16 protein-coding genes are annotated in these 15,149 nt (G+C 45.1%); 5 read left to right on the forward strand and 11 right to left on the reverse strand.

The features are described from left to right. Positions 1-44 precede the first annotated feature (44 nt). On the reverse strand, positions 45-914 hold the full coding sequence (locus G517_RS0112230; protein WP_028304645.1) for a LysR substrate-binding domain-containing protein: 870 nt from the start codon (positions 912-914) through the stop codon (positions 45-47). A gap of 139 nt (positions 915-1,053) precedes the next feature. On the opposite strand from G517_RS0112230, the gene G517_RS0112235 reads away from it, so the two are divergent. Both G517_RS0112235 and fghA read left to right on the forward strand, forming a co-directional pair. Beyond that, positions 1,054-2,178 carry an S-(hydroxymethyl)glutathione dehydrogenase/class III alcohol dehydrogenase gene (locus tag G517_RS0112235; RefSeq protein WP_028304646.1) on the forward strand — a complete coding sequence of 375 codons (1,125 nt, stop codon included), beginning with the start codon at positions 1,054-1,056 and terminating at the stop codon, positions 2,176-2,178. A 50-nt stretch (positions 2,179-2,228) separates the two neighbouring features. After that, a complete protein-coding gene (gene fghA, locus G517_RS0112240; protein WP_036591449.1) occupies positions 2,229-3,074 on the forward strand; it encodes an S-formylglutathione hydrolase in 846 nt (281 codons plus the stop codon). Positions 3,075-3,173: 99 nt separating this feature from the next. On the opposite strand, the gene G517_RS0112245 is transcribed toward fghA, so the two are convergent. Then, positions 3,174-4,262 (reverse strand): methyl-accepting chemotaxis protein, encoded by a 1,089-nt coding sequence (locus G517_RS0112245; RefSeq protein ID WP_028304648.1) that lies wholly within the window; start codon positions 4,260-4,262, stop codon positions 3,174-3,176. Positions 4,263-4,545: 283 nt separating this feature from the next. Between G517_RS0112245 and G517_RS0112250 the strand changes: the two genes are divergently transcribed. Next, the gene (locus G517_RS0112250) at positions 4,546-5,265 is read left to right on the forward strand and encodes a YebC/PmpR family DNA-binding transcriptional regulator (RefSeq protein WP_028304649.1); all 720 of its coding nucleotides are present in this window, start codon (positions 4,546-4,548) and stop codon (positions 5,263-5,265) included. A gap of 180 nt (positions 5,266-5,445) precedes the next feature. On the opposite strand, the gene paaE is transcribed toward G517_RS0112250, so the two are convergent. From paaE to G517_RS20765, 6 genes are all read right to left on the reverse strand, one after another. Further along, complete coding sequence (gene paaE, locus G517_RS0112255; RefSeq protein WP_028304650.1) at positions 5,446-6,543, reverse strand: 1,2-phenylacetyl-CoA epoxidase subunit PaaE; 1,098 nt, start codon at positions 6,541-6,543, stop codon at positions 5,446-5,448. Positions 6,544-6,594: 51 nt separating this feature from the next. Next, entirely contained in the window at positions 6,595-7,134 is a 540-nt protein-coding gene (paaD, locus tag G517_RS0112260; RefSeq protein ID WP_028304651.1) for a 1,2-phenylacetyl-CoA epoxidase subunit PaaD, read from the reverse strand. Positions 7,135-7,141: 7 nt separating this feature from the next. Beyond that, positions 7,142-7,972: a 1,2-phenylacetyl-CoA epoxidase subunit PaaC gene (gene paaC, locus G517_RS0112265; RefSeq protein ID WP_342662515.1), complete on the reverse strand. Its 831-nt coding sequence runs from the start codon at positions 7,970-7,972 to the stop codon at positions 7,142-7,144. After that, on the reverse strand, positions 7,965-8,252 hold the full coding sequence (gene paaB / locus G517_RS0112270) for a 1,2-phenylacetyl-CoA epoxidase subunit PaaB (protein WP_028304653.1): 288 nt from the start codon (positions 8,250-8,252) through the stop codon (positions 7,965-7,967). The genes paaC and paaB overlap by 8 nt, the downstream gene beginning before the upstream one ends. 12 nt (positions 8,253-8,264) lie before the next feature. After that, positions 8,265-9,218 carry a 1,2-phenylacetyl-CoA epoxidase subunit PaaA gene (gene paaA, locus G517_RS0112275; protein WP_028304654.1) on the reverse strand — a complete coding sequence of 318 codons (954 nt, stop codon included), beginning with the start codon at positions 9,216-9,218 and terminating at the stop codon, positions 8,265-8,267. Between the two features lie 597 nt (positions 9,219-9,815). Next, a complete protein-coding gene (locus tag G517_RS20765) occupies positions 9,816-9,998 on the reverse strand; it encodes a hypothetical protein (protein ID WP_157833197.1) in 183 nt (60 codons plus the stop codon). Positions 9,999-10,304: 306 nt separating this feature from the next. Between G517_RS20765 and G517_RS0112285 the strand changes: the two genes are divergently transcribed. Then, positions 10,305-10,487: a hypothetical protein gene (locus G517_RS0112285; RefSeq protein WP_028304655.1), complete on the forward strand. Its 183-nt coding sequence runs from the start codon at positions 10,305-10,307 to the stop codon at positions 10,485-10,487. A gap of 145 nt (positions 10,488-10,632) precedes the next feature. On the opposite strand, the gene G517_RS19010 is transcribed toward G517_RS0112285, so the two are convergent. The 3 genes from G517_RS19010 to G517_RS0112300 all read right to left on the reverse strand — a co-directional run bounded on the left by G517_RS19010 (position 10,633) and on the right by G517_RS0112300 (position 14,218). Further along, positions 10,633-12,126: a methyl-accepting chemotaxis protein gene (locus G517_RS19010; protein ID WP_036591451.1), complete on the reverse strand. Its 1,494-nt coding sequence runs from the start codon at positions 12,124-12,126 to the stop codon at positions 10,633-10,635. Then, positions 12,110-12,697 (reverse strand): PAS domain-containing protein, encoded by a 588-nt coding sequence (locus tag G517_RS19015; RefSeq protein ID WP_051206366.1) that lies wholly within the window; start codon positions 12,695-12,697, stop codon positions 12,110-12,112. The genes G517_RS19010 and G517_RS19015 overlap by 17 nt, the downstream gene beginning before the upstream one ends. A gap of 90 nt (positions 12,698-12,787) precedes the next feature. Then, entirely contained in the window at positions 12,788-14,218 is a 1,431-nt protein-coding gene (locus G517_RS0112300; RefSeq protein WP_051206367.1) for an MATE family efflux transporter, read from the reverse strand. 93 nt (positions 14,219-14,311) lie between these two features. On the opposite strand from G517_RS0112300, the gene G517_RS0112305 reads away from it, so the two are divergent. Continuing rightward, the gene (locus tag G517_RS0112305) at positions 14,312-15,127 is read left to right on the forward strand and encodes a MerR family transcriptional regulator (protein ID WP_028304657.1); all 816 of its coding nucleotides are present in this window, start codon (positions 14,312-14,314) and stop codon (positions 15,125-15,127) included. Positions 15,128-15,149: the final 22 nt, after the last annotated feature.

Consider the following 15,149-nt stretch of genomic DNA (forward strand, 5'->3'; position numbering starts at 1 on the left):
TTTTTATTAATCGTTTTAAGCTTTATTGATAATTAATTGTTGTGCTAGATTCTAAGTTGCTCAACTAGGTAATCTACGAGCAAACGTACCTTAGGTGATAATAGTCTGTTTTGTGGATAGAGCGCCCATATTCCCTCATCAGCCCCCTGAAAAGGACTGAGTAACGATACTAATTTGCCACTTTTTAGCGCCTCATCAACGTAGTAATCCGGTAGCTGAACAATTCCCAGGCTTTTTAATGCAGCGTCTAATAATGCATGGCCGCTATTACAACGGATACGACCATGAATTCTTAAATTCCGCTCTTGGCCTTGAGATTTAAAGCGCCAGTAATCTAACGTACCTTGAAGACAGCTGTGATGGTTTAGTTCCGATAGCGTATGGGGTTCACCATGACGAGCAAGGTACTCCGGCGTTGCGCAAACATATAAGCGCCGAGACGATAAACGACGAGCGATCATACTGGAGTCGCTGAGTCGACCGAGTCGAATCGCAAGGTCAAAGCCTTCATCCACTAGATCAATGGTTTGGTTGGTAAGCTGGCAGTTCAACTCTAAATCAGGGTGACGCTGCATAAAATTATTGAGTAAGGGCGTAATATGGCTTTCGCCATAGGCCACGGGCGCAGTGATTTTTAATTTGCCCCGGGGACTCGTTTGCAGGTCGGTGAGTGCACGTTCAGCCTCTTGTAAGGCATCTAGGATTTGTCGACAGTGCTGGTAATAGATCTGTCCTGCCTCTGTAGCGGAGACCTTACGGGTGGTGCGATAGAACAACTTGCTACCTAAACGGTTTTCAAGAGCACTGACCTGACGGCTAATCTGTGCAGTAGAGCAATCAAGTTGTTTGGCCGCAGGCGTAAAGCCTCCGGTTTCATATACGGCAACAAATTCATTAACGCCTTCCCAGTTCATGGCACTTACCCTATCTTGGCCTGTGTTGTCTTATTATTACATAGAGGTAAAAGTGATTTTATATTTTTAGTGATTATGCTTTTTTCTGTAACAGCTAAACTTAGCGCAATGCTTTATTTTATTTTTACCGGAGAACACGATGAGCCAACCTATGATTAAATCCCGTGCCGCAATCGCTTGGGGGCCTAACCAGCCGCTATCAGTTGAAGAAATTGATGTGATGCCACCGAAGGCCGGTGAGGTGTTAGTGAAAATTATTGCGACAGGCGTGTGCCATACGGATGCGTTTACACTGTCTGGTGATGATCCTGAAGGTATCTTTCCAGCGGTTCTAGGCCATGAAGGTGGTGGTATTGTTGAGGCGGTGGGTGAGGGTGTCACCAGTGTTGTTGTCGGCGACCATGTGATTCCGCTGTACACCGCTGAGTGTGGCGAGTGTAAGTTCTGCAAGTCCGGTAAAACCAATTTATGTCAGGCGGTGCGTGAAACTCAGGGTAAAGGCCTGATGCCCGACGGTACGACCCGTTTTTACAAAGATGGCCAGCCGATTTTCCATTACATGGGCTGCTCGACCTTCTCAGAGTACACTGTATTGCCGGAAATCTCGCTAGCCAAAGTGAGTAAAGATGCGCCGTTGGAAGAGATCTGTTTGTTGGGTTGCGGTGTCACCACGGGTATGGGCGCGGTGATGAATACCGCCAAGGTGGAAGAGGGTGCAACCGTTGCTATCTTTGGTTTGGGTGGCATTGGTCTATCGGCGATTATCGGTGCCACTATGGCTAAGGCCAGTCGCATTATCTGTATTGATATCAATGAATCCAAGTTTGAACTGGCGAAGAAACTGGGTGCTACCGATTGCATTAACCCAAAAGATTATGACAAGCCAATTCAAGATGTGATTGTTGAGTTAACCGATGGTGGTGTGGACTACTCGTTCGAATGTATTGGTAATGTTGATGTGATGCGCTCTGCCCTAGAGTGCTGCCACAAAGGCTGGGGAGAGTCTGTGATTATTGGTGTTGCCGGTGCAGGACAAGAGATCTCTACTCGCCCATTTCAGCTAGTGACCGGTCGTGTATGGCGCGGATCTGCTTTTGGTGGCGTAAAAGGTCGCTCTGAATTACCGGGTATTGTGGAGGATTATCTAGCGGGTAAATTTGCCCTAAATGACTTTATTACTCACACCTTGCCATTGGAAAAAATCAATGAAGCCTTTGATCTGATGCATGAAGGCAAGTCGATTCGTAGCGTGATCCATTACTAAGTGGTTTTACCGAGCATGTAGTAGCGTACGGGCTATTTAGGAGATAGATCATGGACCGTTTAGAAAATATCAGCCGTAACCGGTGTTTTGGTGGTTGGCATAAGCAGTATCGCCACCGCTCTGATGTTTTAGATTGTGAGATGCGTTTTGCTATCTATTTACCACCCCAGGCAGCAACGAAGGCGGTGCCGGTTTTATATTGGTTGTCGGGTTTGACCTGTACCGATGAAAATTTTATGCAAAAAGCAGGCGCTCAACGTATTGCGGCAGAACTGGGCATCGCTATTGTGGCAATGGATACGAGCCCTAGGGGAGAAGGCGTTGCCGATGATGATGGCTATGATTTGGGCCAAGGGGCAGGCTTTTATCTGAATGCTACTCAGGAACCTTGGGCGCAGCATTACCGTATGGAAGACTACGTACTAAAAGAGTTGCCCGAGTTGATTGAATCGGTTTTTCCTGTGACGAACAAACGCTCTATTTCCGGGCATTCGATGGGTGGGCATGGTGCTTTGACACTGGCGCTGAAAAACCCTGAACGTTTTTGTTCGGTTTCAGCATTTAGCCCTATCGTTAATCCTGTCAATGTGCCGTGGGGAGAGAAAGCCTTTACCGCGTATTTAGGGGATAATCGAGAGGCTTGGAAAGCTTATGATAGTTGCGAGCTGATTCGGCAGGCGAAGGAGCATCTGCCGATATTGATTGATCAAGGCGATGGGGATGATTTTCTACAGAACCAGTTAAAGCCTGAGAATCTTGTTGCGACAGCAAAAGCGTCAGGTTATCCATTGCAGCTGCGTATGCAGGAAGGCTATGACCATAGCTATTACTTTATCGCTAGCTTTATTGAAGAGCACTTAAGATTCCATCACGCTTATCTAAGCGCGTCGTCTTAAAAAGAAAAGTCGCTAGCATGTTGCTCGCGACTTTTTAGCAAAAACCGCGTAAATCATCGCCCAGTCGGGCGGTGATATAAGCGGATTGCTGCGAAGTCGTCACAGTCTGCGGGTATCTGACAGCAAGCGATCAAGACAGCGAATTACTTCTAGGCTGGCATCTTCCATACACTGTAGGTCTTTCAGCATTGCTGCGGTGTTACCCTCAGCTCCAGCCTTTAATGCTGAGCGACCACACTCATGCACCTGTTTGTGCGGGCGATCTAAGTCTTTAAAGCTTTGTAGATGAGCATAGTGTTTACCACCATAGCCGTTAAAGTACCAATGGCCTAAACGGCATTCTGTATGGGCGTTAACGACTTGATTGAAGTTTTGCTTATCAATCAGGCTATAAACATTGTTTTTCCAAACCGCGTGATCTAATTTAACCGTGTTTAGAAAAGCGGCGGTAGTTGATTCGCTGATAACGCCCTGCATATGAACGGAGCGTTCTAATACCTGCTCAACTACATGATCAATTTGTGATGATGATGCTGAGATTTCCTCGGTGCTCTGTTGATTCTCTTCCACCATAACCTTGATATCATTGGTTTGTGAGATCACTTTTGAGATAAGAGACTCAATCTGGCTACTGGCTTCATGAGCTTTTGCTGCTAATTGGCGAACTTCATCCGCTACAACCGCAAAACCTCGACCGGCCTCACCGGCACGAGCCGCTTCAATGGCGGCATTTAGCGCCAGTAAGTTCGTCTGATCTGAAATTTCCTGAATAGATGCCACCAGCTTACTAATCGCCGTGGCGGTTTCATCTAGAATGGTCACTGCGCCAATACTTTTACTGGCATGATTGTTAATAAAGCTGGCGCGACTTTCTAGGCGAACTAACGCATCACGAGTTTCTGAGAAGACATCATTCATCAATTTTTGCGCTTTACGCTCTTCAATCAGCGTTTCTGCGTTATTGGCTAATCCTTCACGGATGGTATTGAGCATATCGCCACCTTGAAGAATACAAGGCATGATGTTGGAAAAATCTTCAGAGGTTCGCTGAACTTTGCGAATATGACTCTCTTTTTCCTCAATAACTTCCTGTAACTGTTGAATTTCTTGTTGATGCTGTTGCTTGAGCTGGGCAAGCTCTTGCTTTAGGGCTGCGTTCTCATCTTTTAATGCACGGTTGAACCACATAGCGTCCGAGTGCCTCTGTAGGTTGTGAAAATAATAAAGAATGAAAATAGTAGATAGCTTGGGGTCAGGTTCTTTTTAGAATAGATATATTTTACATGATGTTTCTGTTGGTTACATTAGGATTCACTGCCAATGCCAATAAATCCCCTGTTTTTAAAGGGATAAAACGAGGGATTCTAACTGGAAATACGCTCTGATGCTAAACAAGCGAATCTAAAGAGTTTTATAGCGGCTGGCTTAGGGGTAAAATTCAGGTTTTAAACATTTAAAACGGGATAGTGTAATGGGCAGAGCCTTTCAAAACCGAAAAGAGTCCATGGCTAAAACGTCGGACGCCAAAGCCAAGCTTTATAGTAAATATGGCCGCGAGATTTATGTATGTGCAAAATCCGGTGGTGTTGAGCCCGACGGCAATTTGTCTCTGCGTAGTCTGATTGATCGTGCGAAAAAAGATCAGGTACCAGGGCATGTGATCGATAAGGCACTTGATAAAGCGAAAGGTGCTGGTGGTGAAGATTTTGCCACAGCACGTTACGAAGGTTTTGGCCCTGGTGGAACCATGGTCATTGTTGATTGCCTGACTGATAACCCGAACCGTACCTTTGGTGATGTGCGTACTTGCTTTAACAAAGCCAAATGTAAAATTGGTGGTCAAGGCAGTGTGAGTCATATGTTTGACCACAGTGCGATCTTTGTTTTTGTTTATGAGGACGAAGAGGCTGTATTAGAAGCTTTGATGGAAGCTGATGTTGATGTGACTGATATCGAAAATGAGAATGAAAAACTCACGGTATTTGCGCCACACACCGATTATGCTAAAGCGAAAACAGCGATCACTGAACTGGTCGGTGACGCCGTAGAGCTTGAAGTGGATGAGATTCAATTTGTGCCCCACAATATGACCCCTATTGCGGGTGAGGATGTGGAGGTGATGGATCGCTTCTTAGAAATGCTTAACTTCTTAGATGACGTTCAAAACGTTTATCACAATGCCGAGTACTAATACCTAGCGGCTAATGCTAAGTGACTAATTGTAAGTGACTGAGCTTGCCCTTTGCCTGTTAATTTTGGTGCTGGTTTTTCAGTATTGAAGTTAAGAGGCAAAAGAAAAATCCCCTGTTTTGATCAATCAACAAAACGGGGGATTTTTACGTTAGAGGTTCAAAATAGAATAAAAGAAGGCTTAACGTTGGTCGAAGTCCAGTACCACTTCATCGGAAATAGGATGAGCCTGACAGCTTAGCACATAGCCAGCTTCAACTTCGTGCTGCTCAAGGCCGTGGGAGATATCCATCTCTACTTCACCTTTGGTCAGCTTACATTTACAGGTTGAACAGACACCACCCTTACAGGAATAGGGCAGATCCATACCCGCATCTAAGCCTGCATCTAGAATGTTCTGACCTACAGCGGCCAGATCAAACATCACCGAGCGGCCATCTGCGACAACGGTTACTTTACTGGTTTTATCTTCACCGTATTGCGCTACACGGGCGTGGGCTTTCTCTAATGTAGCTTGAGCATCAGCTGAAGAGCTGGCGAATAACTCATAATGAATTTGATCGTCGGTTAAGCCTTCCATACGGAAGCCTCGGGAGACCTCTGTCATCATAGCTTCAGGGCCACAGATAAAAGCTTCATCGGTGTTTTTAATATCAATCAGGCCTGCTTTTTGTAGCTGGTAGCCTTTTTTGTTATCGATACGGCCATTAAGCAGGTCGGCACCTTGATCTTCGTAATCCATGACGTTGATCCACTGGAGGCGATCCATATAACGGTTTTTAACAAAGTTCAATTCATCTTTGAACATAACCGTATTACTACGTTGGTTACCGTAGATCAGCGTTACATTACTGTTTGGTTCAATGGCAAGGACTGATTTCAGGATAGAAATCATAGGAGTAATACCAGAGCCCGCTGCGATACACATATAATTCTTGGCGTTATCGGCATTCAGCTCAGAGTAAAAACTACCTTGAGGTGGCATAACCTCAATATCCATACCGGATTTTAACGTATCATTGGCGTAGTTGGAGAACTTGCCACCCTCGACGCGTTTGATACCCACACGCATGTGCCCATCGGTTACACCAGAACAGATTGAGTATGAGCGACGTACGTCTTCTCCATTGATCATGGCGCGTAAGGTTAAAAACTGGCCCTGAATAAAGTTAAATTTCTCTTTTAATTCAGCAGGCACGTCAAAGGTTACACTGATTGCGGTATCGGTTTCGGGCTGTACATCCGCAACTTTCAAGGTGTAAAACTGGGTGTCAGACATGGTGTCACCTATAGCTTTTTTATTTTTTGAAGTGGTAGGTTTTACTACGGCCTAAATCTTCTTAAAGTAATCAAACGGCTCGTTGCAGTCATTACACTGAAATAAAGCTTTGCAAGCGGTTGAGCCGAACTCACTGATGCGACGGGTGTTGCGTGAGTGACAGTGTGGGCATTGGGCGTGAGCATCTGGCGTTAGACCGTCTTCATCGAGCTCAGCGTCTTCCGGTGGTGCAATACCGTAATTACGCAGTTTCCGACGACCTTCCTGAGTCATCCACTCAGAACTCCATGCTGGCGCAAGCTTGGTTTTGATCTGTACATCGTCAAAACCCGCTTGCTTAAGCGCAAGAGTAATATCATCCGCCATGGTATTCATGGCGGGACAACCAGAATAGGTGGGCGTTATGGTAACGACCACTTGTTCACCGTTACGCTCAATATCACGTAGTACACCCAGATCCCAAAGCGTGAGTACAGGAACTTCGGGATCGGTTACTGCATCAAGAAGATCCCAAAGCGCCTTTTCATCAGCATTGTTACGTAGCTGAAGACGCTCGTATTGCTCTATGGGCATTAAAGGGATTTCTGTCATCGCCGCGTTACCACTTACAGCCGGGGAAAGAGCGATGCACAATCTGCATCTCAGTTAGCATATGGCCTAGGTTTTCAGTGTGATAACCAATACGACCACCGCGAACCGCCCATTCATCTTCTGGAATCGTTAGAGTGGCTTCGGTTAGAATCTCACTCACCTTAGCCAGCCAAGCATCATGCAGTTTGGACACATCAACGCCAATGCCTGCATCGGCTAATAGCTGCTCGGTTTCATCCATATCGAATAGTTCGTGGGTGTACCCCCAAAGTGCATCAACGGCTTTCTGTGCCCGCTGATGACTTTCTTCCGTGCCATCACCCAGACGCAGAACCCAGTCACGGCTACGACGCAGATGGTACTTGGTTTCTTTAATCGCCTTTGCCGCGATGGCCGAGAGGGTTTCATCTTTGGATTGCAATAGCTCTGGCAGCAGATAGGTATAGTACACATCCGCAAATAGCTGGCGCACCTGTGAATAGGCGAAGTCACCTTTTGGCATCTCCATCAACAGCAGGTTGCGGTATTCTCGGTCGTTGCGCATGTAGGCGAAGTCATCTTCATCACGACCGTCATTTGCCAATTCTGCCGCATAGGTATAGAACATGCGCGCTCGACCAATATAATCCAATGACACGTTGCCATAGGCGATATCTTCTTCTAAGAATGGGCCATAGCTGATCCATTCCGAAATGCGGTGACCTAGTACCACGGAGTCATCACCCAGACGGGTGGCGTATTCTAGCGTTGCCGCTTTGATTGCTTCACTCATTATCTTTTTCTCCTCACCTTTTACCCGGTTATGTTCACGTACTGGTACGTAGACGTGATTACATATTGTTCACGGGTTCAGGCAGAACGTAATAAGTAGCGTGGCGATATGGCTTATCATCGCTTGGATCGTAGAAGCAATCCGCATCATCTTCTTGGGAAGCACAGATATCGGATGATTTAACAACCCAAATACTCACGCCTTCGCTACGGCGAGTGTAGCAATCACGGGCGTATTCAAGCGCCTGGGCGTGATCTTCCGCATGTAGGCTGCCTACGTGTTTATGATCAAGGCCGCGCTTGGAGCGGATAAATACTTCAAAAAGTTCTAGTTTTTCAATAGCCATTTCAGTTTCTCCCTACGCCACTTGTTTTGTTTGGTTGGCGTTTTTCTTGTTGTTTTTCTTACTGTTATAGGCTGTGATCGCGTCACGAACCCACTCACCTTCATCGTGAGCGGCAACATGGTGCTCAACACGTTGGCGGTTACAGTGGCCGTTACCGTTGATCACGCTCCAGAATTCATCCCAGTTCAAATCTGAGCTGTCATAGTGGCCACGTTCTTCATTCCATTTGATCCCTTTATCGGGATGATCCAGGCCTAATACTTCAATTTGCTCAACGGTTTGATCGATAAATTTTTGGCGTAGATCATCGTTAGTTTCACGTTTGATCTTCCACTCCATCGATTTTTGCGAATGGGCGGACTCAGAATCATGAGGGCCAAACATCATTAATGCCGGCCAGTAAAAGCGATTCAGCGCATCTTGTGCCATCGCTTTTTGTCCCGCTGAACCTTTAGCGAGAGAGAGCATCGCTTCATAACCTTGGCGCTGATGGAACGATTCCTCTTTACAGATACGAATCATGCCTCTTGAATATGGGCCATAAGAGGTACGTTGCAGGGATACCTGGTTCACAATGGCAGCTCCATCAACCAGCCAGCCAATGGCGGCAATATCTGCCCATGTCAGCACTGGGTAGTTAAAGATGGAGGAATATTTCGCCTTACCGCTTTGCAGTTGCTCAATCATTTCGGCACGAGAAATACCCAGTGTTTCTGCAGCGCTGTATAGATACAGGCCATGACCAGCTTCATCCTGAACCTTAGAGATCAGAACGGCCTTACGGCGTAGTGACGGCGCGCGGGTAATGTAGTTACCCTCTGGTTGCATACCGATAACTTCAGAGTGTGCGTGCTGAGATATTTGTCGGATTAGGTTTTTACGGTATTGATCTGGCATCCAGTCTTTTGGCTCGATTTTCTCTTCAGCTTCAATCTTACGCATGAAGTTCTGCTCTTCGGATATCATATCGATCCTCCCCCTATCTTATTGTTATTTTGGTAGATAGGTTTCATCTATTTGATTTTCTACGATATTTTTGTATCGCAATTAATGTTGTAAAACCCTTTGGCAGGGCATGCTCGTAATCGCTAATTAGTCAGACTTGTTTTTTTCAGGATAAAAGTCATTTTTCACGACATTAGCTAGCGGATAAAGCGGCAATTCACCACGGCGTGATTACGCTATGCAATTTATTATATGATACGATTTATCAAATTGAAAACAATAAAAGTGTATCGCTTTTGGTTTTTGTGTTGGCTGGCAATGAATTTTTAGGGTCGACTGTGGTTCTCTAGCATCAATGTCGCTAGATTCCGAAAGGCTTATGTCGGCATTTTCTAGTGTTTGTCTGAGGTGTTTTTTGACGATCTTACGGCTGGGCCTATGGGTGTTTTCTCTTGGAAGAGGAGGTGTTTTTTCAGAAAAAGAAGGTATTCAGGTAAGAAAGATATCGAAGGAAAAAAATATTAAAGGAAAAAAGGAGGGTAGGAAAAGTATTGATAAAAAATAAGTGCAGGGGCTCAGCCTTTTATTGTTAACAAAACTAAGCCCAAGGAAAAAAGACTAAGAGTGATGTGCTCGGCCCTGAATCCGTAGACTTTTTTCCATACGCTTCATATTGTCACGCATACGAGTGCGCCGACATTCTAGCCGACTCTGGATATCAGACATAACTGCAGCCAACTCATCGCACAGGCTTGAAGTGCGAGCTAGTCTTTCTTGAACATTGCTGTGATTCATTGCCATAGTTAGTTTCCCTATCTCTGAATAACGCTAGAACATGTTTAGAGCATGCTTTCTAACTTCTCGTTAATATTAGGCGATTGTGGGATTTTATGATCCATTTTTACTGTATGTTTTCCTTATTAAATGTAAGTCGATCAACTATAAATTGATCTATGTCGTATAAGGTGGAATTAACTCCCAGAATGAGGCATAAATACGTCTGCTAAGAGAGCAAGGGCCAAATGTCAGAAAGTGTTTAATTTACGCACTGGATAACTTAAAATTTAAATATTACTCTTGATATATCATAGGATGAGAACTGGGGTTATGAAGGATCAAAAAAGAGATAATGACTGTGTACAAAAGAGCGTTTCTGATAAAAGTGCTCGGGAAAAGATGGTCTGTGATGTGTGTATTTCCCAAGGCGCTCCTTGCGCTGCGATGACTCAGATGTTGTTTACTGGCAAATCTGAACAAATTGAATGTGACTTGATGAAACATTGCTTCTGAGTGTTGGTGTCTAAATCGTGAGTTTTTAGTTTTTATCGGTAAAACCTAGTTTTTATCGGTAAAACCTAGCGGTTAGCGGCGGTAAAACTTAGCGGCTATAGCCTCCGGTCGAGGGTTATAAACCGGAGGCTGATTTGAAAAATACTTAGGCGATATTAAGCTGTTGCATGTGGGTGTCGGTCATTTGATCGATATGGAACATAACCGCACTGCTGGCCTCTTCAGAACGTTCCATCGCTTTAACGATCTCGTCGCGAATATCAACATGGGTATACCAATCTTGCTCGATGAGTGCGAGCGCTTCATGGATATTGCTATGAACGGCTTTATGAGGTGCTTCAAGGGATCTATAGGCTTGGCTGCTGGCAAATGACAGTTGAGTAGATTCTGTGTAATACCATTGCCCTAGCTGGCATTCGGTATGGTCCACTTGAGCCGCAGAGTAGTCTAGATCTTCATCCCGATTGCCAAGAATGACATAAGCATTTTGTTTATAAATAATGTGATCGAGCTTTAATAACGCGTGGTAAATCACTGTGGCAACGCCTTGTACTTGATTGGCTGATTGCTCTGACGAATTAGCCAGTCGAGTGAAGCGTCCTTCAAATTGTTGCACCAAGGCTTCGATCTCCGATGTAACGCTCTGTGAGCGTGATGACATCTGACTCACCTCGTCTACGCGTTGGCTAAAGCCTGACAGGATGGTATCGACATTTTCAGCCGCATCTTTAGTGCGTTGAGATAGCGCTTTGACCTCATCCGCTACCACGGCAAAACCACGACCTTGTTCACCGGCTCGTGCGGCTTCGATAGAGGCGTTAAGTGCCAATAAGTTTGTTTGATCCGCAATCTCTTTAATGGTCATCAGAGAGTCGGCGACTTTGGCGCTATCATGGCTTAGTACTTGGACCACCTCTGTTGCTTGGTTAACCGTGTTTGCAATATCTTTAATGGCATTGCTGATCGTTTCAACATCGTTGAGGGAGGCTTTTGCATCGGAGGCATTTTGACTGGCGTTGTCACCAACGTGTCGAATTTCTTGGTCGATACGACTTAAATCATGCTGGGTTTGCTGAAGGTTTCTAATCAGGTTGCCGGTGTTTAAACCGTGCAGCTGAGAGGCAAGGCTATTGCTATTAAGCAACCTTTCATTTTCTTTCATCGCTTCAATCGATTGTGTAATCGAGCGTAATGAATCACCCATGCGCCCCGGTAACCCTGCACTAAGCGGTGGTCGATTGAAATTGCCTTGGGCAACTTGCTGAAAAGCAGTATCAACCTCTTTAAAGTAGCTCTCCGCTAGATCAAGCAGATCATTTAAGGCCCAAGCAACCTGACCCAATTCACCCAAACCTTTTGTATTGTGCACTCGGTGATGCAGTTCACCATCAATGCTGCTTGATAGTGTCGTTTGCAGTCGTTTGAGTGTTTCTATCATCCGAAAAGATTGAACAATATTCAGCGCTAAAATAATAGTGACGATCATACCGCCAGCAACATGCCAAAGATCCAGCCCGTACTGCCACGTTGAGTAGATAAACGTAGCCGTAATCACTGAATAAGAAATTAAGCCGCCCCAAATAAATTGTGTCTTTAAAAAGGGGACTCCTCGGCTTGTCTCATTACGCACGTTGGCCATGGATAGTATCCTTTTGTTGGTTTGTGCTAGAGCCTTTAATTTGGCCATGCTGATAGAGGGTGATCATGGCTTGGTTGTAATCAACACCTTCCTGTTCAAGCCAATGACTTATCAATTGTACTGAACGCTCTAATGCCTCTGGGCCTTGATATTGAGCCTCAACATCCAACATGCGTTGGTATAACGGCTCAATAACATTGTGAATGACCTTTGGTAAAGGTTTTCGGCGAACAGAGTAATAACCTTGAACGGTGCCATTTGAGTCAACATCTTGGGTAATATTGGCGAAAACCCAATAAAAGGAACCATCAGTACAAAGATTCTTCACAAAGCCGAAGAACTCTTCCCCTTGCTGTAAGGTCTTCCACATTAAGCGAAACACCCCTTTTGGCATATCAGGGTGACGAATGATGTTATGGGGTTTACCACGTAACTCTTGTTCTGAAAAACCTGAAATAGCCATAAAAGCACGATTAGCGTATCGAATATTTCCTTTTAAGCAGGTTTTACTAATAATCAGGTCATTTTCTTCGAAAAAAAGCTCACTATTATTTGGAATTATTGAGGCCATGAAAAAGATTCTTATATTAAGTCGGTTCCCAGTATTATTGAACGAATGTATCGAAGTGTAAATAACCGTATTTTTTAAGGGTTTTTTGTCTCAATATTGGCATGGCTTGAGTTGCTGGAATAGCTTGAATCTTTTGAGTAACAGTAGACTGACACCTAGTACCAGTAATTCGCTGATTAGAGGGATAAACCAGATACTTTCTGTGCCCCACAATGAAGGGGCAATCATAAGTAGAATACCGACAAGGACGCCACCCCGCAGTATTGAAATTCCTCCAGCGAACATCGGCTGTTCCAATGCGGTAAAAAATCCAGCGATGACGACATTTAACCCCATCAGAATAAAGCTAAGACAGAATAGGGTCATTAACTGGTGCGACAGTAAAATTAAATGAGCATCATCAAGGAATAGCCCAGCTACTGACGCACCAAAGAAATATATTAAACCATAAGCAAATAACCCTAGGCCTAAAGCCCCAAACAGCGTTAAGCGTAGTAGCTGTTGTAGTGCTATTTGTGTGGCGCGAGCAGAATGTTTACTTTGGCCGTTCAGAAAGCTTACTAAAGGTTGCATACCTTGAGTTAAGCCCAAAAAGGTTTGTAGCATCATAATGCTGATATAACCAATCACGCTAAATGCTGCTAATGCCGGTACGCCCATATAAATAGCAATAGCATTATTAAAGGCGAGTAAAATTAACCCCATGGACATTTCCGTAATACCATCGGGTAACCCGATACGAACAAAGCCTTTTAGTTGTAACCATGACGGCTTTACGGCAATCAGCCTTAAAGTGCCTCGACTGCGCATAAAGCCCAGAAAATGTAGCAGTAAAAAAGAGAGGCTGACCGATTGTGCAATGCCTGTGGCTAATGCTGCGCCGGTTAAACCCATATCCCATTCGATAATAAACAGGTAATCCAACAGGATATTTGTCATTGCCGCCATGCAGATCGCCAGTAACTCACGGCCAGGAAAGCCATCGGCCTTACAAAAAACTTCTAAGGCGTAGGAAACCAGATACGCGGTGTTAAAAAATAGCAGCACGCAGAGGTATTCACTAACATGGTCGATCATCGCTCCCCGTGCGCCCAATAGCCATGCGATATCTTCCAAGAAAATAAAGCTTAGAGAGCAAGCAACAAGCCCAAAGCCGAACAAACTATATACAGCGGTAGAGAAAATTCGATTGCCCTTCTCATATTGACCGGCCCCTCGTTGAACTCCAGCCGCTGTTGCTGCGCCAATACTGACAATTATCGAGACGGCGAACAGAATCCCTACAAAGGGTAAGCTCAGGTTAACTGCGGCCAATGCTTCTGCCCCAACCACTTGACCGACAAAGATACCATCAATAATACCGTACAGACTGAATACCCATACTGATGCAATGGAAGGTAGCGCAAAACGGATTAAGGTTTTCCCCACATGATGGTTGATGGGGTGGGTATTAGGGGCGGCACTCGAATCAGTGCTAGGACGAGCACTAGGGTGAGCACGAGATTGTGAATGTGACAGCATGATGCCTCTCCTTGCTTTAGCATAGCGTTGCAGTCTAAAGTCTCAGTCTATTACAGAGTCAACCATTGCTAAGCATTCGAGTAGGAAAAAAAGATGAAGCTATATCGCATTGGGCAGGTCAGTAAGCTCTATGGCATTAGTGTTGAAACCCTAAGGCACTACGAAAAGCTCGGCTTATTGCTGCCGTCTAAAGTCACTGACAGTGGTTATCGTTATTATGACAGCCGTCAGATTTGGAAGCTGAACCTGATTCGTACCTTGCGCAAATTAGACCTAGGCTTATCTGATATTGCCCATTTTATTCAAGATCGGACTCTTGATAGCAGCGCTGCGCTGTTAAATCTTCAGCTAGAGACCATCGCTAAGAAAAAGAGTGAGCTAGAACAGCTAGAGCAAGAACTCAAGCATCGCCAGGCTTATTTAGAAAAGGCCCGAGCTATTAATGAAGCGTCAGAAATCCGGCGGCAAGTTCTGCCTGAACGTAAGGCCAGAATCCTACCGGCTAAAACCTCTAACCTCTGGGAGGTTGATCGGATTCATAAAGAGATAGAGAGCCAGATGACCGACCAAAAAATAGCTTACTTTGCCTGGGGTAAAGCTGGGGTGTTGGTTGGGCAGGCGGCACTAGAGCAGGGCGAATATCATACCTATAAACAGGTCTTTATTTTCGATGAAGAGGGTGACGACCAACTAACAGGGGGGGATTATCTTTGTCTGTATTACCGAGGTGAAAGCCCTGAGGTTATCGCCCAGCAGTATCAGCGCTTACGGGACTATATGAACAGGTATCAGCTTGAGGCCGCAGGCCCCGCCCTAGAAATTTACAAACTGGATATCCATGAAACAGATCGGCAAGAAGAGTACCTTACCGAGATTCAAATCCCATATCGAACATCGCCGGATAAATGACCATAGAGACACACTAAAGGTG

The sequence above is a fragment of the Oceanospirillum maris DSM 6286 genome, from assembly GCF_000422865.1.
Lineage (GTDB): Bacteria > Pseudomonadota > Gammaproteobacteria > Pseudomonadales > Halomonadaceae > Oceanospirillum > Oceanospirillum maris.